The organism is Actinocorallia longicatena, from assembly GCF_039534125.1.
Taxonomy (GTDB): Bacteria; Actinomycetota; Actinomycetes; order Streptosporangiales; family Streptosporangiaceae; genus Actinocorallia; species Actinocorallia longicatena.
The window spans coordinates 19,893-42,764 of the sequence record NZ_BAAAUV010000025.1; the positions used below are offsets into that span (position 1 = coordinate 19,893).

23 protein-coding genes are annotated in these 22,872 nt (G+C 72.4%); 5 read left to right on the plus strand and 18 right to left on the minus strand.

Annotated features, from left to right (window positions below):
• Nucleotides 1-39 precede the first annotated feature (39 nt).
• The gene (rpsA, locus tag ABD785_RS32970) at nucleotides 40-1,506 is read right to left on the minus strand and encodes a 30S ribosomal protein S1 (protein ID WP_344836188.1); all 1,467 of its coding nucleotides are present in this window, start codon (nucleotides 1,504-1,506) and stop codon (nucleotides 40-42) included.
• Nucleotides 1,507-1,754: 248 nt separating this feature from the next.
• Nucleotides 1,755-2,831, minus strand: coding sequence for a polysaccharide deacetylase family protein (locus tag ABD785_RS32975; protein WP_344836191.1), 1,077 nt, complete (start codon nucleotides 2,829-2,831; stop codon nucleotides 1,755-1,757).
• A gap of 90 nt (nucleotides 2,832-2,921) precedes the next feature.
• On the opposite strand from ABD785_RS32975, the gene ABD785_RS32980 reads away from it, so the two are divergent.
• A complete protein-coding gene (locus ABD785_RS32980) occupies nucleotides 2,922-3,371 on the plus strand; it encodes a protease inhibitor I42 family protein (RefSeq protein WP_344836194.1) in 450 nt (149 codons plus the stop codon).
• A gap of 22 nt (nucleotides 3,372-3,393) precedes the next feature.
• On the opposite strand, the gene ABD785_RS32985 is transcribed toward ABD785_RS32980, so the two are convergent.
• From ABD785_RS32985 to ABD785_RS33025, 9 genes are all read right to left on the minus strand, one after another.
• On the minus strand, nucleotides 3,394-5,391 hold the full coding sequence (locus ABD785_RS32985) for an ArnT family glycosyltransferase (RefSeq protein ID WP_344836197.1): 1,998 nt from the start codon (nucleotides 5,389-5,391) through the stop codon (nucleotides 3,394-3,396).
• Nucleotides 5,388-6,593 (minus strand): bifunctional glycosyltransferase family 2/GtrA family protein, encoded by a 1,206-nt coding sequence (locus ABD785_RS32990; RefSeq protein WP_344836200.1) that lies wholly within the window; start codon nucleotides 6,591-6,593, stop codon nucleotides 5,388-5,390. Before ABD785_RS32990 ends, ABD785_RS32985 begins: the two co-directional genes overlap by 4 nt.
• A gap of 67 nt (nucleotides 6,594-6,660) precedes the next feature.
• Nucleotides 6,661-8,136, minus strand: a complete 1,476-nt coding sequence (locus ABD785_RS32995; protein WP_344836202.1) for a sensor histidine kinase — start codon at nucleotides 8,134-8,136, stop codon at nucleotides 6,661-6,663.
• On the minus strand, nucleotides 8,133-8,852 hold the full coding sequence (locus tag ABD785_RS33000; RefSeq protein WP_344836205.1) for a response regulator transcription factor: 720 nt from the start codon (nucleotides 8,850-8,852) through the stop codon (nucleotides 8,133-8,135). The genes ABD785_RS32995 and ABD785_RS33000 overlap by 4 nt, the downstream gene beginning before the upstream one ends.
• Nucleotides 8,853-8,903: 51 nt before the next feature.
• Nucleotides 8,904-10,286, minus strand: a complete 1,383-nt coding sequence (gene lnt / locus ABD785_RS33005) for an apolipoprotein N-acyltransferase (RefSeq protein WP_344836208.1) — start codon at nucleotides 10,284-10,286, stop codon at nucleotides 8,904-8,906.
• Nucleotides 10,287-10,324: 38 nt separating this feature from the next.
• Nucleotides 10,325-11,113, minus strand: a complete 789-nt coding sequence (locus ABD785_RS33010) for a PhzF family phenazine biosynthesis protein (protein ID WP_344836211.1) — start codon at nucleotides 11,111-11,113, stop codon at nucleotides 10,325-10,327.
• 14 nt (nucleotides 11,114-11,127) lie between these two features.
• Nucleotides 11,128-11,697 carry a GNAT family N-acetyltransferase gene (locus ABD785_RS33015; RefSeq protein WP_344836213.1) on the minus strand — a complete coding sequence of 190 codons (570 nt, stop codon included), beginning with the start codon at nucleotides 11,695-11,697 and terminating at the stop codon, nucleotides 11,128-11,130.
• Nucleotides 11,698-11,716: 19 nt separating this feature from the next.
• The gene (locus ABD785_RS33020) at nucleotides 11,717-12,274 is read right to left on the minus strand and encodes a type 1 glutamine amidotransferase domain-containing protein (RefSeq protein WP_344836215.1); all 558 of its coding nucleotides are present in this window, start codon (nucleotides 12,272-12,274) and stop codon (nucleotides 11,717-11,719) included.
• Between the two features lie 55 nt (nucleotides 12,275-12,329).
• Complete coding sequence (locus ABD785_RS33025) at nucleotides 12,330-13,778, minus strand: MFS transporter (protein WP_344836218.1); 1,449 nt, start codon at nucleotides 13,776-13,778, stop codon at nucleotides 12,330-12,332.
• A 103-nt stretch (nucleotides 13,779-13,881) separates the two neighbouring features.
• Here ABD785_RS33025 and ABD785_RS33030 point away from each other — a divergent pair, with 103 nt between their 5' ends.
• Entirely contained in the window at nucleotides 13,882-14,526 is a 645-nt protein-coding gene (locus ABD785_RS33030; RefSeq protein WP_344836220.1) for a TetR/AcrR family transcriptional regulator, read from the plus strand.
• A 10-nt stretch (nucleotides 14,527-14,536) separates the two neighbouring features.
• On the opposite strand, the gene dmpI is transcribed toward ABD785_RS33030, so the two are convergent.
• From dmpI to ABD785_RS33050, 4 genes are all read right to left on the minus strand, one after another.
• Complete coding sequence (dmpI, locus tag ABD785_RS33035) at nucleotides 14,537-14,719, minus strand: 4-oxalocrotonate tautomerase DmpI (protein ID WP_344836222.1); 183 nt, start codon at nucleotides 14,717-14,719, stop codon at nucleotides 14,537-14,539.
• Nucleotides 14,720-14,808: 89 nt separating this feature from the next.
• Nucleotides 14,809-15,657 (minus strand): LysR family transcriptional regulator, encoded by an 849-nt coding sequence (locus ABD785_RS33040; protein ID WP_344836224.1) that lies wholly within the window; start codon nucleotides 15,655-15,657, stop codon nucleotides 14,809-14,811.
• A gap of 3 nt (nucleotides 15,658-15,660) precedes the next feature.
• Entirely contained in the window at nucleotides 15,661-16,368 is a 708-nt protein-coding gene (locus tag ABD785_RS33045) for a siderophore-interacting protein (RefSeq protein ID WP_344836226.1), read from the minus strand.
• Nucleotides 16,369-16,424: 56 nt separating this feature from the next.
• Nucleotides 16,425-17,120: a GntR family transcriptional regulator gene (locus ABD785_RS33050; protein ID WP_344836227.1), complete on the minus strand. Its 696-nt coding sequence runs from the start codon at nucleotides 17,118-17,120 to the stop codon at nucleotides 16,425-16,427.
• Nucleotides 17,121-17,206: 86 nt separating this feature from the next.
• On the opposite strand from ABD785_RS33050, the gene ABD785_RS33055 reads away from it, so the two are divergent.
• Complete coding sequence (locus tag ABD785_RS33055; RefSeq protein ID WP_344836230.1) at nucleotides 17,207-18,679, plus strand: aminopeptidase P family protein; 1,473 nt, start codon at nucleotides 17,207-17,209, stop codon at nucleotides 18,677-18,679.
• A 6-nt stretch (nucleotides 18,680-18,685) separates the two neighbouring features.
• On the opposite strand, the gene ABD785_RS33060 is transcribed toward ABD785_RS33055, so the two are convergent.
• Nucleotides 18,686-19,321, minus strand: coding sequence for a winged helix-turn-helix transcriptional regulator (locus ABD785_RS33060; protein ID WP_344836232.1), 636 nt, complete (start codon nucleotides 19,319-19,321; stop codon nucleotides 18,686-18,688).
• A 58-nt stretch (nucleotides 19,322-19,379) separates the two neighbouring features.
• Here ABD785_RS33060 and ABD785_RS33065 point away from each other — a divergent pair, with 58 nt between their 5' ends.
• Nucleotides 19,380-19,850, plus strand: a complete 471-nt coding sequence (locus ABD785_RS33065) for a pyridoxamine 5'-phosphate oxidase family protein (RefSeq protein WP_344836234.1) — start codon at nucleotides 19,380-19,382, stop codon at nucleotides 19,848-19,850.
• A 1-nt stretch (nucleotide 19,851) separates the two neighbouring features.
• Entirely contained in the window at nucleotides 19,852-20,535 is a 684-nt protein-coding gene (locus ABD785_RS33070; protein ID WP_344836236.1) for an alpha/beta hydrolase, read from the plus strand.
• 2 nt (nucleotides 20,536-20,537) lie between these two features.
• Here ABD785_RS33070 and ABD785_RS33075 read toward each other — a convergent pair whose 3' ends face one another.
• Nucleotides 20,538-21,296, minus strand: coding sequence for a DeoR/GlpR family DNA-binding transcription regulator (locus ABD785_RS33075; protein ID WP_344836239.1), 759 nt, complete (start codon nucleotides 21,294-21,296; stop codon nucleotides 20,538-20,540).
• A 100-nt stretch (nucleotides 21,297-21,396) separates the two neighbouring features.
• On the minus strand, nucleotides 21,397-22,863 hold the full coding sequence (locus ABD785_RS33080) for a glutamate synthase subunit beta (RefSeq protein ID WP_344836242.1): 1,467 nt from the start codon (nucleotides 22,861-22,863) through the stop codon (nucleotides 21,397-21,399).
• Nucleotides 22,864-22,872: the final 9 nt, after the last annotated feature.

The window sequence follows — 22,872 nt, forward strand, 5'->3', positions numbered from 1 at the left end:
AGTCGTTACCACCTGAGAGATGGTAGCGCCTGACGGATGCTACTGGTTGCCCGACAGCTTCTCCCGCAGGGCGGCGAGCGCCTCGTCGGTGGCGAGAGCGCCGCCGACCTGCTCCTCGCTCGCACCGGCGGAGTAGGAGGTCTGACCCTCGCCGCCGGCGGCCTCGGCGTCGGCCTTGCGGGCCTCGTCGATCTGCTTGCGGTGGGCGTCGAAGCGCTGACGCGCGTCGGCGTACTGCTTCTCCCACGTCTCACGCTGCGAGTCGAAGCCCTCGAGCCATTCGCCCGTCTCGGAGTCGAAGCCCTCGGGGTACTTGTAGTTGCCCTCGGCGTCGTACTCGGCCGGCATGCCGTACAGGGTCGGGTCGAACTCCTCGTCGGTGACCTCGGCCGCGCCCTCGTTGGCCTGCTTCAGCGAGAGGCTGATGCGACGGCGGTCGAGGTCGATGTCGATGATCTTGACGAAGATCTCGTCGCCCACCTGGACGACCTGCTCCGGGATCTCCACGTGGCGCTCGGCCAGCTCGGAGATGTGGACCAGGCCCTCGATGCCCTCCTCGACGCGCACGAACGCACCGAAGGGGACGAGCTTGGTGACGCGGCCGGGGACGACCTGGCCGATCTGGTGGGTCCGGGCGAACTGCTGCCACGGGTCTTCCTGGGTCGCCTTGAGCGACAGGGAGACGCGCTCGCGCTCCATGTCGACGTCGAGGACCTCGACCGTGACTTCCTGACCGACCTCGACGACCTCGGACGGGTGGTCGATGTGCTTCCAGGACAGCTCCGAGACGTGCACGAGACCGTCGACGCCGCCCAGGTCCACGAAGGCACCGAAGTTGACGATCGAGGACACGACGCCCTTGCGGACCTGGCCCTTCTGCAGGGTGTTGAGGAAGGTCTGGCGGACCTCGGACTGGGTCTGCTCGAGCCAGGCACGGCGGGACAGGACCACGTTGTTGCGGTTCTTGTCCAGCTCGATGATCTTGGCCTCGAGCTCCTTGCCGACGTACGGCTGGAGGTCGCGGACCCGGCGCATCTCGACGAGCGACGCGGGCAGGAAGCCACGCAGGCCGATGTCGAGGATGAGACCACCCTTGACGACCTCGATGACCGTGCCCGTGACGATGCCGTCCTCGTCCTTGATCTTCTCGATCGTGCCCCAGGCGCGCTCGTACTGCGCGCGCTTCTTGGACAGGATCAGGCGACCTTCCTTGTCCTCCTTCTGGAGGACCAGGGCTTCGACCTCGTCGCCGACGGTGACGACCTCGTTGGGGTCGACGTCGTGCTTGATCGAGAGCTCGCGGGACGGGATGACGCCCTCGGTCTTGTAACCGATGTCGAGCAAGACCTCGTCTCGGTCGACCTTGACGACGACGCCTTCGACGATGTCGCCGTCATTGAAGTACTTGATGGTCAGGTCGATCGCGGCGAGGAAGTCCTCGGCCGAGCCGATGTCGTTGACCGCTACCTGCGGGGTGGTCGAGGTGGCTTCGGTGCTGCTCGTCATGTGTGGGCTGGCTCCGGGTACGGACAATGAGTCGTATGTGTAGCGCGGAGGGCCGGTTTCGTCCCCGCCAAGACCGGAGATGCCGGGACACCTGGCTCAGAGAGCCAGCTTGTGTCCTGTAAGACCGATGTCGACCGTTTCGAGCGAGTGCCTGCTACGTCCGAGGCGCCGCAGACCCATAGCGCAGCGATCAGCATATGAGACCTTGGGGCCGCGGGTCAATTGGAGCGGCGCACGTCAGCCGGAATCTAGTAGATCCGGGCCTTTTCCGCGAGCCCCGGAGCAAGATCTTTCACCTCTGCTTCGGGGACCGTGATGACCGAGGGGTCGCCGTCAGAGGTGTAGCGCTTGCCGGGGTTCTTGTCCAGCCAGGCGAGCCAGGCGGTGGAGCAGAACTGGTCGCAGCCGTCCTTCTTGACCTTGCCCATCGAGCGGATCCTGGGGATCTTCGCCCGGTCGAGGCGCTTGTCGAAGGGCGAGGGGGCGGGGTCGTACCCGGCCAGGAAGGCGCCCTGGAAGGCCCAGCCGTCGCCCTTCATCGCCCACTGGTGCTTCTTCGGGACCGCCCCGTAGGGGTAGGCGAAGGTGATCGACGGACGCCCGGTCAGCTTCTGGACGAGCTTCTCCTGGTCCCCGATCTCCTTCTGGACCTTCTTCTCCGAGAGCCGGGAGAGATCGGGGTGGGTCGAGGTGTGGTTGGCGACCTCGAAGCCGTGGTCGACGAGCCAGGTGAGCGTCGGGTCGGGCCCGGTGGCGCCGAGCTGGAACGGATCCTTGATCACGTAGAAGGTCGCCACCGGGCGGAACTCGGGGTGCCGGGAGGCGACGTCCATGATCACCCCGGCGGCGGTGTCCGGGGCGGGCGCGCCCTGGGCGTCCAGGGCGATGTGGTCGGGGTAGCCGTCGTCGAAGGTCAGCACGACCGGGTGCTTGCCCAGCGGGATGTCGATCTTCCCCTGGACGTACTCGGCGGCGGTGACGGGCACATAGCCGGCCGTCGCCAGGGCCTCGAGCTCGGTGCGGAGCTCCTTGGGGGTGCGGTCGAGGTCGGCGGCCTTCTTGGCGACGATCCGGTGGTACATGAGCACGGGGACCTGGCCGAGCTCGTCGGCCTTGGCGGCGGTGGCCTCGGCGGAGGCGGGCTGCGGCTTGGGCGGCGGTCCCTTCGTGGGCGGCGCGGAGGCGGACGGGCCCGGCGTGCCCGTCCCGGGGCTGACGACGGCGCCGGCCTCCTTGCCGCCATGCGGATCTTCGGGCATCAGCAGCAGGCCGAACAGCAGTGCGGCGCCGACGACGAGGACGGCGAACTTGTGCAGAGTGGGCACGGACTCTCCGAGGGGCGCGGGGTCCGCCCAGCGTAGAGCGCCGCGCCCTAACCTCGAAGCCCTGTAGGCGAAATGGAATCGGGGGATCCCATGCGCAAGATATTTCCGCTGGTGGTGGTGCTGGCGCTCACCGGATGCGGCACGGACGCGGCACCCCGCCGTCCGGTGGAGGCGGGTGTCATGCCGCCGCCCATGACGGCGGCGGCCGCCCTGGCGAAGGTCCCGCCGGTGGTGCGGCTCGGACCGGCCGACGACGGGAGGCACGTCCCGGTGCGGCCCGGGCAGCGCATCGTGGTCACGCTGCCCGGCGACACCTCCACCGGCTACTCCTGGTGGGTGCTGAAGAACGACCCGAAGGTGCTGCGGCAGGACGGCGAGCCGCAGATCTCCTCCGCCCCGCCGCCCGGTGCGGGCGGCTCCGTCACGTTCCGCTTCACGGCCGCCAAGAAGGGGGCGACGCCGCTGAGGCTGGGCTACCTGCGCTCGTGGGAGAAGAAGAAGCCCGCGAGGACGTGGTCGGTCCACGTCATGGTCGAGTAGCCCGGCCTCCCGGCCCGTCCGGTCAGGACAGCTCGTACAGGCCGCTCATCCCGGTCACCGCCTTGCCGTTCTGCTGAACCCAGGCGGTGACCTCGGAGCTGCCGCCGCCGCGGGCGTCGCCGACCAGGACGTACCTGAGCTTCCCGGCGGCGGCGTAGGCCTTCAGCTTGGCGACGGTCATCGCCGGGTCGCTGCCGGTGAAGCCGCCCATCGCGATGACGGGCCTCCCGGTCTGGAGGATCAGCGAGCTCGCGGACTGGGCGCTGGCGACCGCGACGAGCCACCGCGCGCTCCCCTGGTTCTTCACCAGGTAGTCGACGACCTCGGAGCCGATGTTCCCGCCGGGGCCGCCCATGCCGCCCCCGCCCATGCCGCCTCCGCCCATGCCGCCGGAGGGGCCGTCGCCGGAACCGCCGCCGGTCATGCCTTGCGGCGGCTGCTCGCCGGAGCCCGTGGGGGCCTGCCCGGCGGTGCCGGAGGGGCGCTGCCCGCCGAAGCCGCCGGGAGGTCCTCCCCTGCCTCCGGGGCCGCCCATGCCTCCGCTGCCCGGTCCCGCCAGGGGGTTGGTGCCGTTGACCCTGCTCGCGGCGGCCGAGGCCGAGTAGGCGGCCGGTCCCGCGAGGGTCGCGACGAGGGTCGTGGCGATCGCCGCGGCGGCGATGCCGCGGCGGCCGTCGGAGTAGCCGCGGACCAGGAGCAGGACGACGGCGAGGAACGTGGCGCACGCGACCGTCCAGGCGACCCACGGGTGCCAGGAGGGCGTGCGGTGCAGGATCGTGAACGCCCACGCGCCGGTGACGGCGGCCGTCAGCGCCTGGACCCACGGCAGGCGCCAGGTCAGGACCGCTCCGGCCCCGGTGAGCGCGCCGAGCGCGGGCGCCATCGCGGTGACGTAGTAGGGGTGGAAGGTCCCCTCGGCGAAGCCGAACACGACGAAGTGGACGGCCAGCCAGCCGCCCCACAGCAGCAGTGCCGCGCGGCGGTCGTCGGTGCGCGGCGCCCTGCCGACGATGTACAGGCCCGCCAGGAACAGCAGCGCGGCCGCGGGGATCAGCCAGGAGATCTGGCCGCCGACGATGTCGTTGAACAGCCGGCCCGCCCCGGCCTCGCCGCCGAAGCTCGCCCCGCCGCGGCCCCCGCCGGGTCCGCCGCCCTCGTTGCCGGTGATGCGGCCGAGGCCGTTGTAGCCGATGACGAGGTCCCAGACGGTGTTGTCGGTGCTGCCTCCGATGTAGGGCCGGTCTGCGGCGGGCACCAGCGCGACCACGCCCATCCACCAGCCGCTCGACGCGGCCAGCGCGACGCCCGCCAGGAGCAGGTTCACGAGGCGGCGGCCGACGCCGCCCCTGGCGCAGGCCAGGTAGACCAGGCTGAAGGCGGGCAGCACCAGGTAGGCCTGGAGCATCTTGGTGTTGAACGCGCAGCCGACCAGGACGGCCGCGCCGAGCAGCGGCCACAGCCGGCCGCCGAGCGAGCGCTGGAGGCACCAGGCGGCGGCCACCAGCAGCAGGACGAGCAGCGTGTCGGGGTTGTTGTCGCGGTTGATCGCGACCGTGATCGGGGTGAGCGCCATGACCAGCGCCGCGATCGTCGCGGCGGCGTGGCCGAACGGCCTGCGCACGGCGCTGTAGAGGATCCCCACGGTCGCGACCCCGGCCAGGACCTGCGGGAGCAGCATGCTCCAGGTCGAGTAGCCGAAGATCCGGGCCGACAGTCCCATCGCCCACAGGGCGAACGGCGGCTTGTCGACGGTGATGAAGGAACCGGCGTCGAGGGCGCCGAAGAACCAGGCCTTCCAGCTCTCGGCGCCGGACTTCACGGCCGCCGCGTAGTAGGTGTTGGCGTCGCCGTTGGCCGACAGGTTCCAGGTGTACAGGCCGAGGGTGAGCAGCAGGACCGCCCAGAGCGCGGGCCTGGCCCAGGCCGGGTCCGTGGACCGGCCCCGCAGGATCCTGACGGGCAGGGAGCGCTCCCGTGGCTTCCGGTCCGCCTCCCGGGTCGGCATGGTCGCGGTGGTCACGCGGTCTCCTTCCGGCTGGTGAACACCCAGTTCCGCAGCAACAGGAACCGGACGAGGGTCGCCAGGGCGTTCGCCGTGACGAGGGTCGCGAGCTCGACGATCTGCGCGGAGCCCGGCGCGAGCAGGTGCAGCAGGGCGAGGCCCCCGGTGGACAGGGCCAGCCCCACGAGGAAGGTGACCCCTCCCTGGAGCTGGTGCCGGACGGCGCCCGCCGGTCCGGTCACCCCGAAGGTGAAGCGGCGGTTGGCCGCGGTGTTCCCGATGGTCGTCACGACCAGCGAGACGGCGTTGGCCGCCAGCGGCGGCATCACGAGCCGCAGCAGCGTGTACAGGACGAGCTGGGCGGCGGTGCTGACGACGCCGATGATCGCGAAGCTGGGGATCTGGCGGCCCATGCCGGTGGGCAGGGCGGCCGCGGCGATCCTGCGGCGCGGCACCCCGCCGCGGCCGAACTCGCCGCGAAGGATCTTGCGGGCGACGCGGGCCATGCCGCGCAGGTCGTCGAGGGCGGTCTGAGCGACGTTGACGCGGCTGTCGGGGTCGTCGACCCAGTCGACGGGCACCTCGTGGATGCGCAGCCCGGTGCGCTCGGCGAGCAGCAGGAGCTCGGTGTCGAAGAACCAGGCGTTGTCCTCGACGGCCGGCAGCAGCGCCTGGACGATCTCGGTGCGGCCCGCCTTGAAGCCGCACTGGGCGTCGGAGAAACGGGCGGCGAGGGTCGTGCGCAGCAGCAGGTTGTAGGAGCGGGAGATGAACTCGCGTTTCGGCCCGCGCACGACGGCGGCGCTGCGGGCCAGGCGGCTGCCGATGGCGAGGTCGGAGTGGCCGGACAGGAGCGGGGCGACGAGCGGCAGGAAGCCCTCGAGCCGGGTCGACAGATCCACGTCCATGTAGGCGACGACGTCGGCGTCGCTCTCGCCCCACACCTTGCGCAGCGCCCTGCCGCGGCCCTTGGCGTCCAGGTGGACGGCGTGGACCTTCGGCAGGGTCGCGGCGAGGCGCTGGGCCACGGGCCAGGTGCCGTCGGTGCTGGCGTTGTCGGCGACGGTGATGCGGAATCCGTACGGGAAGGTGCCCGAGAGGTAGCCGTGCAGCCGGCGGACGCTGGCCTCCAGCACGTGCTCCTCGTTGTACACGGGGACGACGATCTCGACCAGGCGTTCCGCCGGTCGGGCCGGGGGCAGCTCGATCACTGGGTTCATGCGACCAGGTTCGCGAGCCCGTCTGGGACGGGGCTGACGCTGCCTTTAACGCCTCATGAGAAGGGGCTCAGGAGGCGGTTCTGGCACCGGGCAGCTCGAGCCGGGCGAGGGTCCCGCCGCCGGGGACGGGCTCCAGCGCGACCTTGCCGCCCGCCTCCTCGGCGATCTGCGCGACGATCGACAGGCCGAGGCCGGAGCCGGGCAGGCTGCGGGCGCTGGGTGAGCGCCAGAACCGCTCGAAGACGTAGGGGAGCTCGTCCTCGGGGATGCCGGGACCCTGGTCGCGGACCGTCAGCGCGCCGCCCTCCAGGCGCACCTCGACCACTCCCCCGGACGGGCTGAACTTGACGGCGTTGTCGCACAGGTTGACGACGGCGCGTTCCAGGGTGTCGGCGTCGCCGCGCACGTACCAGGGGTCGAGCCGGGCCGTCACGGTCAGGCCGGGGCCGCGCAGACGCGCCCGTTCGACGGCCCGCCGCGCCACCTCGTGCAGGGGCACTTCGGTGACCTCGCGCCTCTTGGCGGCGGGGCTGCCGAGCTGGAGCAGGTCGCCGATCAGCGTGGTCAGCTCCTGCATCTGGGCCTTGACGCTCGCGAGCAGCCGCTCCTTGACGTCCGGCGGCAGGTCGCGGCCGGTGTTCTGGCTCTTGATCAGCAGCTCGATGTTGGTCTTCATGCTGGTCAGCGGGGTTCTGAGTTCGTGTCCCGCGTCGGCGATCAGGTTCCGCTGGCGCTCCTGGGAGGCGGCCAGGGCGGCCGTCATCGTGTTGAACGACCGTCCGAGCCGGGCGATCTCGTCCGTCCCCTCCTCGGGGATCTTCACCGACAGGTCCTCGGTCCGCGCGATGTCCTCGACCGCGTCGGTCAGCCCGTCGACGGGCTTGAGGGCCGCGCGGGCGATCAGCAGCCCGGCGAAGGCCGCGCCGAGCACGCCCAGGGCGGACACGGCGAGCAGGGTGAGGGCGAGGTTGCCGAGCGGGGCGGTGACCTGGTCGAGCGGCATGCCCGTCATGACGGTGTAGGTCTTGCGGGCGTGCTTGCCCTCGGTGTCGATGACGTCGAGGGTGACCCGCTGGGTGAGCACGCGCAGATCGGTGCTGGTGCCGTCGATGCTGGTGCCGGTGGAATTGCCGATCGACCTGGCGGAGGTGCCCTCCGCGACGGCCTTGTCCTCGGCCGTGACGGCGATCTTGCCCTTGCCCGGCGCGGTGCAGTAGCCGCCGTCCTCGTTGAGGACCTGCATGAACTGGTCGTCGCCGGGGCCGTACGGCCATCCCTCGGGCCTGGTCTGCAACTCCTGCGTGCAGGTGCCGGCGGCCACGATGATCTGGTTGCTGATCATGTTGCGCTGGGGCAGCCCCCCGCCGTCCTCTCCGGGCGGCGGCGGCATGATCCCCGAACGGGCCACGAGCTGCTTGTCGAGCTGGTCGTAGAGCTGGCCCCGGACGAGGAACCAGGAGGCGACGGCGCAGGCGGCGACGGCTATGGCGACGGCCACCGCGGTCAGGAGGGCGAGGCGGCCGCGGAGCGGGAGCCTTCTCACGACGTGGTGCGCAGGGCGTAGCCGACCCCGCGGACGGTGTGGACCAGGCGGGGCAGGCCGTCGACCTCGGTCTTGCGGCGCAGGTACATGACGTAGACGTCGAGGGAGTTGGAGGCGGGCTCGAAGTCGAAGCCCCACACGGTCTCGAGGATCTGCTCGCGGGTGAGGACCTGGCGCGGGTGGCTCATGAACATCTCGAGCAGCATGTATTCGGTGCGGGTCAGCTCCAGGCGGCGGCCGTCGCGGGTGACCTCGCGGGTGAGGGTGTTCATGCGGATCCCGCCGAACTCCAGGACCTCCTCCTCCGGCCCAGTGCCCGAGGCCGAGGCCAGGGAGCTGCGGCGCAGCAGGGCGCGGATGCGGGCGAGCAGCTCGTCGAGCTCGAAGGGCTTGACGAGGTAGTCGTCGGCGCCGGCGTCGAGACCGGTGACGCGGTCGCCAACCATGTCGCGGGCGGTCAGCATGAGCACCGGGACGGTGTCCCCCTGGGTGCGCAGGCGGCGGCAGGCCGTCAGGCCGTCCATGCGGGGCATCAGGACGTCCAGGACGATCAGGTCGGGGTCGACCTTCTCGGCCATGTGGAGGGCGTCCACGCCGTCCCCGGCCTCGCTGACCCGGTAGCCCTCGAACTCCAGGCTGCTGACGAGGGACTCGCGCACGGCGGGTTCGTCGTCGACGACCAGGATGTGGGCGCGGGGCTCGTCGGGAGTGCTCATACGTCCACGGTAACCAGCGGGAACACCCCCGGCGACGTCCGGGCCGGTTTCTCAGGACGCTCTCATGGACTTCTCAGTGATCGTTCCGACCCCCAGCCCGGCGATCACCAGCAGGCAGAGCAGGGGAACGAGATCGCCCAGCCGCGAGTAGAGGGTGCGGTGCCCCCGGACGGGGAGGTCGAGGGGGACGACCACGGCCCCGCGGTCGCCGGTGTCCATCCAGGCCAGCCGGCGGCCGCGGGCGTCGAAGGCCGCCGAGACCCCCGTCAGGGCGGCCTGCACCACCGGGCGGCCCGACTCCGCCGCCCGGACGGCCCCCAGCGCCGCGTGCTGCGGGGGCGCCCAGGAGTCCTGGAAGGACGAGGTCGCCGACTGGACGACGATCACCCGCGCTCCCATCCCCACGGCCGCCCGCCCCAGATCGGGGAAGGCCGACTCGAAGCAGACGATCGGCGCGATCGCGGTCCCGTGGACGTCCATCACGGCCGCGCCCGTCCCCGGCACCCGGTCCTCCCCGGCCGCCTTGCTGATCCTCGTCAGCCAGCCGAGGGCGAACCGGAACGGCACGTACTCCCCGAACGGCACCAGCCGCGTCTTGACGTAGCGTCCCTGCTCGGCACCGTCCTCGAGCAGCACCGAGCTCTTGGAGATGCGGCCGCCCGCGTCCCTGGCGTCCTCGTTGACCAGGGCCGTGCCGGGGACGCGCTCCCGCAGGTCGGGCCGGGTCCTCAGGTCGTAGCCGACGCTGCTCTCGCCCCAGACGACCAGATCGACGGGGGGCAGGGTCCGGGTGATCCGCTCCCCCGCGTCGAACCGCGACGCGGGATCGGGCATGATCCCCGGCTGGACCAGCGCCACCGTGAACCGCCCGGTCACCGGCGGCGCGCCTTGGAGGAGGTACAGCGCGGGACCCGCGACCACGGCGGCGAACGCGACGGCGAGCGCCCTGCGGTCGGCCTCCACGAGGGCGACGTTGACCAGCACCAGGACGAAGCTCAGCGCCCACACCCCGCCCACGCCGGCGAGGGCCAGAACCGCCGGATGCCGCCACTGGGTGACTCCGAACACCGCCCACGGCCCGCCGAACCCGTGCCAGGACCGCGCGTACTCCCCCAGCACCCACACCGAGGGGACCACGACCAGCGCGGCGGCGCCCCGGCAGGCCCGCACGGCGAGGCCCCACAGCGCCCACGGCGCCGAGAAGACCAGCGCGACCACGAGGACACCGGGCCCGATGCTGGGCGTCATCCAGGAGACCGCCGCCAGCAGGTAGCCGAACCCGAACGCCCAGCCGCGCCGCCAGGCCCGTGCCGGATCGGCGGCGGCCCTGATCAGGAGCAGCCCGGGGACGAGTCCCACCCAGGCGAGCCAGCCGAGCCCCGCCCGCGGGAAGGCCAGCACCGGCAGGGCCCCCGCCAGGAACGACCAGAGCATCACTCCCGGCCTTTTCCCCCGCACGGCGGCGCCATGCCTCAGACCCGCAGCTCTCCGTCGAGGACGGTCACGGCCTCGCCGCCGAGCAGGACGCGGTCGCCGCGCAGCGTCACCCGCAGGGATCCGCCCCTCGCCGAGAGCTGCCGGGCGGCGAGTTCGGTCCGGCCGAGCCGCTCCGCCCAGTACGGGGCGAGCATGCAGTGGGCGGAGCCGGTGACCGGGTCCTCCTCGACCCCGACGGCCGGGGCGAAGAACCGCGACACGAAGTTGGGTCCGTCCTCGCCGGGGGCCGTCACGCAGACGCCGCGGGCGTCGATCCCGGCCAGGGCGGCGAAATCGGGGGCCGTCCCGCGGACGGCCGCGGCGTCGGCGACCACGACCAGCAGATCGTTCTGGTCGTTGCGCAGGACGTCCTCCGCCGCGACGCCCAGGGCCTCCAGCAGCCCGTCCGGCGTCTCAACCGGGACGGCGGCCTTGGCGGGGAAGTCCAGCTCGTACCCCCGCGCCACCGGGGTGACGGTCAGCGGCCCGCTCCTGGTGCGGAAGACCACCGGGCGTCCCGCGGGCACCAGCCCGGCCTCGAACAGGGCGTGCGCCGCGCCGAGCGTCGCGTGCCCGCACAACCGCACCTCGACGGCCGGAGTGAACCAGCGCAGCTCGAACTCCCCGCCCCCGGACCGCCGGACGAACGCCGTCTCGGAGTGCTTCATCTCGGCGGCGACCTTCAGCATCCATGCCTCGTCCGCCGGGGCGTCCAGGAGGCAGACCCCGGCCGGATTCCCCGCGAACGCCTCGCCGGTGAAGGCGTCGACCACGAACATCCTCATGATCCGAGCCTAGGTCAGCGGGCGCCGGGCCAGGGGCCCAGGGGCCGTTCCCAGACGTCCTCGACCCGGGTTCTCGTGGCGTAGACGCGGAAACCGCGCCTGGTGTAGTTGGGGACGGCCGCGGGGCCGTCCAGGGAGCAGGTGTGCAGCCAGACGCGGGTGGTGGCGGGCAGGCCCGGCCAGCGGGCGGCGAGGTCCCAGGCACGGGCGGTGCCCTCGCTGAGCAGGTGGCCGCCGATGCCCCGGCCGATGAAGGAGGGGACCAGGCCGAAGCAGATGATCTCCACGGCGCCGTCCTCGGGCGGGAGGAGCTCGACGTATCCGGCCGGGGTGCCGCGGTCCCAGGCCGTCCAGATCTCGACGCCCGGCCGCGTCAGGTGCTCCTGCCAGTGGTCGTGGGACCAGACGAGCCGGTCGGTCCAGTTGTGCGGGCCGCCGACGGCCGTGTAGAGGTAGCGCGCGAACTCCGGGCTGGGCACCTCGGCCCTGACGATCTGGACGGGCGCGGGACGCGCCGGTACCAGGTCGCCGGGCGAGGTCTGCTCCAGGTACCAGGTGGTCACTTCGGCCGGAACGGTCTTCATTCACCCGATTCTAGGGCTCTCACCTGCGCGGGAGCCCCGAGAGAAGCGCCTGGCAGAAGGCCTTCAGGTCGTCGGGCTTCCGGCTGGTGATCAGCCTGTTGGGCCCGGCGTCGCAGACCTGCACCTCGATGTCGGTCCAGGTGGCGCCCGCGTTGGCCAGGTCGGTGCGGAGGCTGGGCCAGGAGGTGAGGGTCCGGCCACTGACCACGCCGGCCTCGATCAGCACCCAGGGGGCGTGGCAGATCGCGGCGACGGGCTTGCCGGTGTCGAAGAACGCCCGCACGAAGGCGACGGCCTCCGGCTGGGTCCGCAGGTAGTCGGGGTTGGCGACACCGCCCGGCAGGACGAGCGCGTCGAAGTCGGACGGGCTCGCCACGTTCACCGTGCTGTCGGCGGTGAAGGAGTCGCCCTTGTCCAGATGGTCGTAGGCCTGGACCCTCCCCGACTGGGTCGAGATCAGCCCCGGCAGCCCGCCCGCCTCCTCGACGGCCTCCCACGGCTCGGTCAGCTCGACCTGCTCCACGCCCTCGGGAGCGACGAGGAACGCGACCTTGAGCCCCTGCAGTTCACCGCTCATTTCGGTGCCCCTTTCTCTCGCCGCATCCGTGCCCCGGCAGGGCGTTCGAAACCTCCTAGTGGACGAGGACGGGTTCCCCGTGGAGGGGCTGGGTGTCCGGGATGCCGCGGCGCATGAGCGGGGCGCAGACCAGCGCGCCGAGCAGGAAGATGCCGGCGGCCCAGGCGAAGACCGTGGTGTAGCTGTGGACCATGGCCTCGGCCTGGAGGGCGGGGGTCGGGGTCCGGCCGCCGAGGTGGTCGGTGATCGCGCTGGTGGCGATGGTGCTGAGCAGGGCGGTGCCGATGGATCCGCCGATCTGCTGCGTGGTGTTGACCAGCGCGGAGGCGACACCGGAGTCGTCGGCCCGCACACCGAGCGTCGCCAGGCTCATGGACGTGCCGATGACCAGGCCGAGCCCGAGGCCGAGGGCCATCAGGGGGCCGAGGATGCCGGTGGCGTAGGCGCTGGTGACGTCGATGCGGGTCAGCCAGAGCATGCCCGCCGCCCCGAGCAGCATCCCGGTACCGACGAGGGCGCGCGGGCCGGCCTTCGGCATCAGGACCTGGGTGCTGAGCTGGGCCCCGACCATGATCGACAGCACCATCGGCATGAACGCGAACCCGGTCCTGACCGGCGAGTACCCGAGGGTGAGCTGGAGGTAGTAGGTGAGGAAGAGGAACACCGCGAACATGCCGGCGCCCAGGAACAGCACGCCCAGGAACGAGGCGCCGCGGTTGCGGTCCAGGACGACCCGCAACGGCAGCAGCGGATGGGCGGTGCGGCGCTGGATCAGCACGAACACGGCCAGCATGACGGCTCCTGCGCCGATCCAGCCGAGGGTGGCGGCGGAGTCCCAGCCGGCGGTCTCGGCCCTGGACAGCCCGTAGACGATGCCGAACAGGCCGGCGGAGACCGTCAGGGAGCCGGGCAGGTCGAGCCTGGCCCTCTCCGCCCGCCGCTCGTGCTTGAGGAAGACGGAGCCGCCGACGGCCGCGACCGCCGCGAACGCCAGGTTGACGTACAGGCACCAGCGCCAGGTCGTGTACTCGGTGAGCGCCCCGCCGAGCAGCAGGCCGATGCCGCCGCCGCTGCCCGCGACCGCGCCGAAGATCCCGAACGCCCTGGCGCGTTCCGCGGGCTCGGTGAAGGTCGTGGTGAGCAGCGACAGGGCGGCGGGCGCGAGCATCGCGCCGAACACGCCCTGGAGCACCCGGGCGGCGACGAGGACCTCGAAGCTCCCGGCGGCGCCGCCGAGCGCGGAGGCCACGGCGAAGCCGACGAGACCGGCGATGAACACCGGCTTGCGGCCGAACAGGTCGGCGATGCGCCCGCCGAGCAGCAGCAGGCTGCCGAAGGCCAGGGCGTACCCCGTGACGATCCACTGCCGGTCGCCGTCGGAGAAGCCGAGATCGGCCTGCGCCGACGGCAGCGCGATGTTCACGATCGTCGCGTCGAGGACCACCATGAGCTGGGCGATCGCGATGATCACCATGATCGTCCATTTCGTCCTTGAGGACGTCATGACCCGCACTCCTTCACATGAGCGTAAACGGAGAAGACCTCTCCGCTTCTCGAAGGTAGCACTAAACGGAGGAGATTCCTCCACTTGATAGGCTGGACGCATCATGAGCTCCGACACACGGCCGCTGCGCGCCGACGCCGAGCGCAACAGGCGCCGGATCCTCGACGCCGCCAAGGACCTGTTCGCCGAGCAGGGCCTCGAGGTCACCCTGGACGACATCGCCCGGCGCGCCGGGGTGGGCGTCGGGACGGTCTACCGCCGCTTCGCCAACCGCGAGGCCCTCGTGGACGAGCTGTTCGAGGAGCGGATGGGCCAGATCGCCGACCTCGCCGTGGAGGCGTACGCCGATCCCGATCCGTGGAACTCCTTCGCCACGTTCCTCACCCGGGTCTGCGCCGAGCAGGCCAACGACCGCGGGCTGCGGACCGTCGCGCTGAGCACGGCCCACGGCACCGACCGGGTGGCCCGGGCCCGCAAGCGCATCCTGCCCGCCGTCACGGCGCTGCTGGAGCGCGCCCAGGCCGCCGGGGCGGTCCGGCCCGACCTCAGCCCGTCGGACGTGCCGCTGATCGCCCTCACGACCGCGACGGTCTCCGACTACACGGGCCCCGTCTCCGGGGAGACCTGGCGCCGGATCCTCGGCATCGTCCTCGACGGCCTGCGCACCCCCGCGCCGTCCCCGCTCCCCGCCCCCGCCCTCACCATCGACCAGGTCGAGCGCGTCATGCACGCCTGGGAGGCCCCGTGAGGACCCCGGCTCACTCGTCGGCGAACAGGCGTCCCGCCCGGCCCCAGGCGTCGGGCTGGTACTCCTGGATCCACACCTGGACGCTCTCGGCGGGCACCTTGTAGGCGTCGACGAACGCGTCGGTGATCCGCCGGACGAGCTCCCGCCGCAGTTCGGGCGTCCGGGGGGTCTGCTGCACGGTGACGATGGGCATGTTCTGCTCCTTCACGAGGCTTCTCGCTGACGGACCCAGTCCACCGGAACCGCGCCTCCCGGCCAAGGGCCACTCCGGGCTCGCAGCGATCACGAACGCTTATCGCCGCAGGCCCGCAGCAGGAGGCCGGTGTAGGGGGCGTCCGGCGGGACCGCCAGATAGGTCGTCATGACCATCGGCGGGTCGAACGGGACATGGGCGACGCGCCGGGTGCTGAACTGCCGGGCGTGCGCGGCGTAGAGCACCGTCCACAGCGGCTCTCCCGCCCCGATGAGGGCGAGGCTGTCGTTGAGGCTCCCCGCACCGGGCGAGACGGCCAGGTCGAGGCCGGCGAAGCGGCCGGTGACCAGATCGACGATCGGCGGGTTCAGCCTGCGGTCGACCAGGCGCAGCGGCAGCCCGGCGAGGTCGGGCGCCGTGACGGCCGCCGCCTCCGCGAGGGGATGACGGGCGGGCAGGGCGGCCAGCAGTTCGTCCTCCCACACCGGGTGCAGCACGGTGCCCGGGTGGCGGGAGACGCCGCGCACCAGCGCAGCCTCGAGGCGCCCGGCCGCCACCCGGTCCAGCCGGGACGGCCCCGCGACGAGCTCCACCTTCAGCGCGGGCGCGAGGACGGCCAGGGCGTCGAGGATCCGGTCGAGATGCTCGCCGAGCCCGGTGCTGGTACCCAGCCGCAGCGTGCGGGCGGGTTCGACGGAGGCCCTGGCCCGTTCCGCGGCGTCCAGCACGGCCCTGGCCTCGGGCAGGAACCGGGCGCCCTCGGCCGTCAGCCGCACGTGCCGGGGCGAGCGGTCCAGCAGCACGACCCCGAGCTCCCGCTCCAGCCGCCGCACCTGCTGGCTGACGGCGGGCTGGGCGATGTGCAGCCGTTCGGCGGCGCGGCCGAAGTGGAGCTCCTCGGCCACCGTCACGAAGGAGCGCAGCTGGCGCAGTTCCACGGGCTATTCCATCCCGCGCTTGCCCGGGGTCCAGAACGGCTTCACCTGGATGCTCCGGCGGTCCCAGCCCCGGTCGGTGATCAGGTGGCGCTTGACGGCCTGGCAGGTCTTCGCCTCGCCCGCGAGGTAGGCGACCACGCCGGTGGCCGGCAGGTCCAGTGCCGCGACGGCCTTCACCAGGTTCTCCGAGGCGTGGGCGGAGCCCTCCCCGCGGCAGAGCCAGGTGACGTCGCCCTCCAGCGGCAGCCGGGAGTCCTCGTCCGGCACCTCCAGCACGGCGCGGGCGTTCGCCAGGCCCCGCATCATCGCGCCGAACGCCACGGAGGCGGTCTCCTCCCCCACGAACAGGTGGTGGTCCGCCTCCCTGACGACGAAGTTCCCCTCGGGCTTGCCGAACACGACCGGATCACCCGCCTTCACCTCGCGGGACCAGCGGGCGCCCGGTCCGTCCCCGTGGTCGAGGATCCGCAGCTCCAGCACGTCGCCGTCGTAGTCCCAGACGGAGTAGGTGCGCAGGATGTCGCCGGGACGCAGCAGGCTGCGGGCCGCGAAGAGGTCGTTGACGTGCAGCCGCACCTGCTGGCCCGGCCGCCAGGCCAGCCCCGGGACGCCGCCGGCGCGCACCGCGCGCATCCGGCCGGCCGCGGGCGAGACGTCCAGGACGGTCCCGCGCACGAACAGAAGATCCAGCAGCCGATCGGTGCGAGCCATGGCGCAGCCTCCTAGAGCACGAAAGACACTCTTGAGATATATCGCGATGGCTCGCGTCAGATCAAGGGCCCGTCCGCCGGTTCCGGCTCCGCGCGGCCCGCCCAGACGCCGCGCACGTGCCGGAGGTGGTGGTCCATGAAGGCCGCGGCGCCCTCGGCGTCCCCCGCGGCGATCCTGCCGAGGAGCTCGAGGTGCTCGCGCGCCGAGGCGACCAGGCCGCCCTGCTCCGACAGCCGGGCCATCCCGTACAGCCGGGAGCGGTGCCGCAGGTCCCGGACGATCCCCGGCAGGTGGGCGTTGCCCGCCAGGGCGAGGAGTTCCAGGTGGAAGGCCTGGTCGGCCTCGATGTAGCCGACGATGTCGCCCGTCTCCGCGGCCCGGACGATCGCCTCGGCCAGCGGCCGCAGCGCGGCGACCCGCTCCCCGGGCACGGTCGCGGCGATCTTCGCCACGGTCGGGACCTCGATCAGCGCCCGGAGCTCGGTGATCTCGTCCAGATCCCGCTCCGACAGGGCGGTCACCCGGAAGCCCTTGTTGCGGACCACGCTGACCAGGCCCTCCTTGACCAGGTCGAGCATCGCCTCCCGGACCGGGGTGGCCGAGACCCCGAAGCGCTCGGCCAGGACCGGCGCCGAGTAGATCACTCCGGGACGCATCTCCCCCGCCACGAGGGCGGCGCGCAGGGCGTCGGCGATCTTCTCCCGGATGTTCCGGCGGGCACGGAAGTCCGGCAGGTTGAGCGGCTCGGACATCAGTGACGCCTTTCTCTTCGACCCGGTCACCGAGAGTAGGGTGTCACATGGGCCGAGCCCCCCGCCACCTCTCGAGAAAGCCGAAGATGTCCCTGTCTGCTCAGTCACTCCCCGGCGACGGCGCGTTCGTCACCGGCTCCCACGACCTGCCCGTTCCCCCCGCCCTCGCGGCCTTCTTCCAGGGCGGGTGGGCGGCCACGGACGTCGCGCTCCAGCCCGTCCCGGCCGCGGTGTACGCCGCGAAGCGCAGGGCCGCGCTGTCGGCGCGCTTCCCCGGGGAACGGCTCGTCATCCCGGCCGGTGACCTCAAGGTCCGCAGCAACGACTGCGACTACGCCTTCCGTCCCCACTCGGCGTTCGCGCATCTGACCGCGGAGCTGGCGACCGAGGCCGTCCCGGAGACGGTGCTGGTGCTGGAGCCGGCGGGATCGGGGCACGAGGCGACGCTGTTCACCCATCCGCGTTCCCCGCGCGACGGCTCCCCGATGGGCGCGCAGTTCTACCGGGACCGCAGGCACGGCGAGTTCTGGGTCGGCCGCCGCCGCACCCTGCGCGAGACCGAGGACGCGCTCGGCGTCGCCGCCGCCTCCGTCGACGACCTGCCGAAGGCGCTGTCCGGCGCGGGGCGCACCCGCGTGGTCCGCGGCGTCGATCCCGCGATCGACTCCCTGGTCGGGCCGCACCCCGCCCCGGACGCCGACCGGGAGCTCGCCGCCGTCCTGGCCGAGCTGCGCCTGGTCAAGGACGAGTGGGAGGTCGCACAGCTCCAGGCCGCCGTCGACCACACCGTCGCCGGATTCACCGACGTGGTCGGCGAGCTGCGCCACGCGGCGTCCCTGGCCCGTGGCGAGCGCTGGATCGAGGGCGTGTTCAACCGGCGGGCGCGGCTGGAGGGCAACGGCGTCGGCTACGAGACGATCGCCGCGGCCGGGGCGCACGCCTGCGTCCTGCACTGGATCCGCAACGACGGCCCCGTCCCCGACGGCTCGCTGCTCCTGCTGGACGCGGGCGTCGAGGTCGACTCCTTCTACACCGCCGACGTCACCCGCACGCTGCCCGTCAACGGCCGCTTCACCGACGCCCAGCGCCAGGTCTACGACCTCGTCTTCGCCGCGCAGGAGGCGGGCATCGCCGCCCTGCGGCCGGGGGCGCGGTTCCGCGACTTCCACAACGAGGCGATGCGCGTGATCGCCGAGGGCCTCGACTCCTGGGGCCTGCTGCCGGGCGGCGCCGAGGCCTCCCTCGACCCCGACTCGGGGCTCTACCGCCGCTACACCCTCTGCGGATCGGGCCACATGCTCGGCATGGACGTCCACGACTGCGCGAAGGCCCGCGCCGAGACCTACCTCGACGGCGTCCTCGAGGCGGGTCAGGTCCTCACCGTCGAGCCCGGTCTCTACCTCCAGCCCGACGACCTGACCCTGCCCGCCGCGCTTCGCGGCATCGGCGTCCGGATCGAGGACGACCTGGTCATCACCGACGACGGCTGTGTCAACCTCTCCGCCGCGCTCCCCCGCGGCTCCGACGAGATCGAGACCTGGATGGCGGCGCTGCTGTAGCCGTCCTCAGCCCGGGCGCGGGAACCAGCCGAGGAAGCGGGTGGCGAGCCCGGCGTCGCCCTCGATCCCGAGGCCGGACGCGCCGGGCACGTCTCCGGCGGCGAACACGAGATCGCGCAGGACGGCCGGGCTCGTGCGCAGGACGGCGTCCGCCCTCGTCTCCGGGGCGGCCGCCGCCACCGTGCACTCCCCCGCCCTGATCCGGACGTGGAAGCGCCCCTCGCCGAGATCGAGCAGGATGTCGGCGTCGGGCGCGTCCGCGGCCCGGAAGGTGGTCCGCAGGGCCAGGACGAGAGCCGCGGCGCTCAGCTCGCCCTCTCCCGGCAGCGGCGCCAGGCTGCCCCAGCGGGCCAGCGCGACGAGCACGTCCTCCAGCCCGCGGCCGCGCTCGGTCAGCTCGTACAGATGCACCCCGACCGGCGGCCCGTAGTAGGGCCGGTGGACGACTCCGGCCTCCTCCAGCTCGCGCAGCCGGGTCGACAGGACGTTCTGGCTCAGCGACGGGAGCGTCCGGTGCAGATCGGAGAAGCGCCGCGCCCCGTACAGCAGCTCCCGGACGACGAGCAGCGCCCACCGCTCCCCCACCAGGTCCAGGGCGCGGGCGATCCCGCACGGGTCCTGGTAGCTCCGCTTTCCCGCCATGGCGTCATCCTAGCCGAAGTGCTTGCAATCAAGGAGTCACTACTCCTAATTTAGGAGCATGACTCTTCCGCAAGGCGACCTCCGGCTGCTGGAGACCGACACCGCCCGGCGCCTGCTGCACTCCCGCGAACTCGCCCACCTCGCCTACGTGGGGAGGGACGGAACGCCGCGCGTCATGCCGATGATGTTCCTCTGGACGGGTACGACCCTGGTCATGTCGACCTTCGGGGGCGCCCACAAGATCGCCTCACTGCGCGCGGCGCCGGCCGCGGCCGTCACGATCGACGTCGGCGGACCGCCGCCCGAGGTCCTGCTGCTGCGCGGCCCCGTCGAGGTCCAGGAGGTCGACGGCGTCCTGCCCGACTACGTCACCATGCAGCGCCACTACTACGGCGACGAGCAGGCCGAGCGGACCGCCGCCGAGATCGACCGTCCGGGGCTGCGCATGGCCCGCCTCGCCCTGACGCCCACGTGGGCGGGCGTCCTGGACTTCCGGACCCGTCTTCCGCACGCCCTCTCGAGGAGCTGACATGTCCACCTTCGTTCTCCTGCACGGCGCCGGCGACTCCGCCTGGTACTGGCATCTCGTCGAACCGGATCTGCGCGCCGCCGGGCACGGCACCGTCGCCATGGACCTGCCCGTCGGCGATCCCAAGGCCGGCCTGAACGAGTACGCCGACGCCGTGGTCGAGGCCGTCGGCGACCGGACCGGCCTGGTCCTCGTCGCCCAGTCGATGGCCGGTTTCGTCGCGCCCCTGGCCGCCGCGCGCCTCCCCCTGGAGGAGATCGTCCTGGTGGCCGCGATGGTCCCCGCCGAGGGCGAGACGGTCGGCGCCTGGTGGGAGAACACCGGCCACTCCGAGGCCCGCCGCGCCGCCGAGACCGCCGCGGGACGCGACCCCGACGCCCCCTTCGACCCGGAGGTGGTCTTCCTGCACGACGTCCCGCGCCCGCTCATCGAGGCCGCGGCGGATCTGCCGCACGAGCAGTCCGACCGCCCCTTCGAGGAGGGCCTGGCCATGCCTCCCTGGCCGGACGTCCCGACCCGCTTCGCGCTCTGCCGGGACGACCGCTTCTTCCCCGCGGCCTTCCAGCGCCGCCAGGCCCGCGAACGCCTGGGCCTCACCGCCGACGAGCTCCCCGGCGGCCACTGCCCGGCCCTCGCCCACCCGCACGCCCTGGCCGCCTACCTCCTGAACGGCCACCGGACCTAGCGTCAGACGATCTTCACCGCGACGCCCTCGTCCGCGAGGCGGGTGAGGGCCTCCTCCGGCGCGGACGGGTCTGTGATCACCAGATCGAGGGCGCCGGCGGCGCAGACATGGCCGAGGCCGGTCCGGGTGAACTTGCCGCCGTCGCAGACGACGACCACCCGCCGGGCCGAGGCGATGGCCGCGCGCTTCACCGGGACCTCGGCGAGGTCGTGGGCGGTGACGCCGTCGAGGGGCGACAGGCCGCACACGCCCATGACCAGGGTGTCGACGCGCAGCGAGCGCAGCGCGGTCTCGGCGAGATGGCCGGTGAAGACCAGGGAGCCCGGCTCCACCTGGCCGCCCGGCAGCAGCAGCTTGACGCCGGGGGCGGCGCTGAGGGCGTTGGCGACGTGCAGGTCCATCGGGACGACCGTGAGCCGACGGCCGGCGATCCGCCGCGCGACGGCCAGGGTGGTGGTCCCGCTGTCGAGGATCAGGGTCTCCCCGTCGGCGAGCAGGCCGTCCACTGCCTCGGCCATCCGGCCCTTCACCTCGGCGCCCTCGCGGGTCCGTACCGCGTAGGGCGTGGCCTCGCCGCGCAGCAGCAGGCTCACCGCCCCGCCCCTGACCCGGCGCAGGACGCCCTGCTCGGCGAGCTGGTCGAGGTCGCGCCTGATCGTCATCTCCGAGCAGCCCGTCTCGGCCGCCAGCTCCGCGACGCTCACATGCTCGGTCGTCCGCAACCTCGCGATGAGCGTTCGCAGCCGTTCCGCACTCTCCACATGGTGAATCTAACACGGACCGTGTGCGAAGTCCGGGGTACGCGGAACGGCGAAGGGCCCGGTGGCGAGGTGCCACCGGGCCCTTCGGACGCGGGGTGCGTCAGGCGATGGGGCGTGCCGTCGGCGGGATCGGGTAGGGCAGGTTGGTCGTGCCCTGGAGGGCCTTGTCGACGCAGGAGGCGGCGGCGCGGCCCTCGGCGATCGCCCAGACGATCAGGGACTGGCCGCGGCCCATGTCACCGGCGACGAACACGTCGTCGACCGTGGTCTTGTACTCCAGCGAGCGGACCACGTTGCCGCGGCCGTCGAGCTCGACGCCCAGCTGCTCCAGCAGGCCCTCGCGCTGCGGGCCGAGGAAGCCCATGGAGAGGGTGACCAGCTCGGCCGGGATCTCGCGCTCGGTGCCCTCGATCGGCTTGAAGCCGGTCGCGGGACCCTCGACGTCGACGAGCCTGAGCGACGCCACGTTGCCGTCCTCGTCGGCGGTGAAGCCGAGCGTGTTGACGGCGTAGACGCGCGGCCCGCCCGCGGCCTCGAGCTCCTCGTGGGCGCTCTCCATCTTGAACAGGATGGGGAACGTGGGCCACGGGGCCGAGCCGGGACGCGCCTCCGGCGGCCGGGGCATGATCTCCAGCTGGGTGACCGAGGCCGCCCCCTGGCGCAGCGCCGTGCCGATGCAGTCGGCGCCGGTGTCACCGCCGCCGATGACCACGACGTGCTTGCCCTCGGCCGTGATCGTCGGCTCCGCCAGGACGCCCTCGGCGACCTTGTTGGAGATGGGCAGGTACTCCATCGCCTGGTAGATGCCCTTGGCCTCACGGCCGGGAACGTTCAGGTCACGCCACATGGTCGCGCCGCCCGCCAGCAGCACGGCGTCGAACTGCTCGCGCAGCTCGTCGGCGGTGATGTCGGCGCCCACGTTCACACCGGTCTTGAAGACGGTGCCCTCGGCGCGCATCTGGCCGATGCGGCGCTCGACGTGCCGCTTCTCCATCTTGAACTCGGGGATGCCGCGGCGCAGCAGGCCGCCGATCGCGTCCGAGCGCTCGAACACGACGACGTCGTGGCCGGCCCGGGTGAGCTGCTGGGCGGCGGCAAGGCCGGCGGGGCCGGAGCCGACGACCGCGACCTTGCGGCCGGTCTTCACCGACGGAGGCTGCGGCTTGACCCAGCCCTCGGCGAAGGCCCGGTCGATGAGCTCGGCCTCGATCCGCTTGATGGTCACCGCGTCCTGGTTGATGCCCAGGACGCAGGCCGTCTCGCACGGGGCGGGGCACAGCTTCCCGGTGAACTCCGGGAAGTTGTTGGTGGCGTGCAGCCGCTCGATGCCCTCCCGCCAGTTCTGCTTGAAGACGAGGTCGTTCCACTCGGGGATCAGGTTGCCCAGCGGGCAGCCCTGGTGGCAGAACGGGATGCCGCAGTCCATGCACCGGCTGGCCTGGCGCTCCAGGGTGGGCCTGGCGAAGTCCTCGTAGACCTCCTTCCAGTCGCGGATGCGGACGTCCACGGGCCGCCGGGCGGGCAGCTCCCGCTCGGTGACCTTCAAAAACCCCTTCGGGTCCGCCATTCGAGGTGC

Bases quoted from the DNA above. Each gene is read 5' to 3' on its own strand.
- rpsA (WP_344836188.1), bottom strand. From the start codon at position 1,506: ATGACGAGCAGCACCGAAGCCACCTCGACCACCCCGCAGGTAGCGGTC.
- ABD785_RS32980 (WP_344836194.1), top strand. From the start codon at position 2,922: ATGCGCAAGATATTTCCGCTGGTGGTGGTGCTGGCGCTCACCGGATGC.
- ABD785_RS32990 (WP_344836200.1), bottom strand. From the start codon at position 6,593: ATGAACCCAGTGATCGAGCTGCCCCCGGCCCGACCGGCGGAACGCCTG.
- ABD785_RS33000 (WP_344836205.1), bottom strand. From the start codon at position 8,852: ATGAGCACTCCCGACGAGCCCCGCGCCCACATCCTGGTCGTCGACGAC.
- lnt (WP_344836208.1), bottom strand. From the start codon at position 10,286: ATGCTCTGGTCGTTCCTGGCGGGGGCCCTGCCGGTGCTGGCCTTCCCG.
- ABD785_RS33010 (WP_344836211.1), bottom strand. From the start codon at position 11,113: ATGAGGATGTTCGTGGTCGACGCCTTCACCGGCGAGGCGTTCGCGGGG.
- ABD785_RS33015 (WP_344836213.1), bottom strand. From the start codon at position 11,697: ATGAAGACCGTTCCGGCCGAAGTGACCACCTGGTACCTGGAGCAGACC.
- ABD785_RS33020 (WP_344836215.1), bottom strand. From the start codon at position 12,274: ATGAGCGGTGAACTGCAGGGGCTCAAGGTCGCGTTCCTCGTCGCTCCC.
- ABD785_RS33025 (WP_344836218.1), bottom strand. From the start codon at position 13,778: ATGACGTCCTCAAGGACGAAATGGACGATCATGGTGATCATCGCGATC.
- ABD785_RS33030 (WP_344836220.1), top strand. From the start codon at position 13,882: ATGAGCTCCGACACACGGCCGCTGCGCGCCGACGCCGAGCGCAACAGG.
- dmpI (WP_344836222.1), bottom strand. From the start codon at position 14,719: ATGCCCATCGTCACCGTGCAGCAGACCCCCCGGACGCCCGAACTGCGG.
- ABD785_RS33045 (WP_344836226.1), bottom strand. From the start codon at position 16,368: ATGGCTCGCACCGATCGGCTGCTGGATCTTCTGTTCGTGCGCGGGACC.
- ABD785_RS33050 (WP_344836227.1), bottom strand. From the start codon at position 17,120: ATGTCCGAGCCGCTCAACCTGCCGGACTTCCGTGCCCGCCGGAACATC.
- ABD785_RS33055 (WP_344836230.1), top strand. From the start codon at position 17,207: ATGTCCCTGTCTGCTCAGTCACTCCCCGGCGACGGCGCGTTCGTCACC.
- ABD785_RS33060 (WP_344836232.1), bottom strand. From the start codon at position 19,321: ATGGCGGGAAAGCGGAGCTACCAGGACCCGTGCGGGATCGCCCGCGCC.
- ABD785_RS33065 (WP_344836234.1), top strand. From the start codon at position 19,380: ATGACTCTTCCGCAAGGCGACCTCCGGCTGCTGGAGACCGACACCGCC.
- ABD785_RS33070 (WP_344836236.1), top strand. From the start codon at position 19,852: ATGTCCACCTTCGTTCTCCTGCACGGCGCCGGCGACTCCGCCTGGTAC.
- ABD785_RS33080 (WP_344836242.1), bottom strand. From the start codon at position 22,863: ATGGCGGACCCGAAGGGGTTTTTGAAGGTCACCGAGCGGGAGCTGCCC.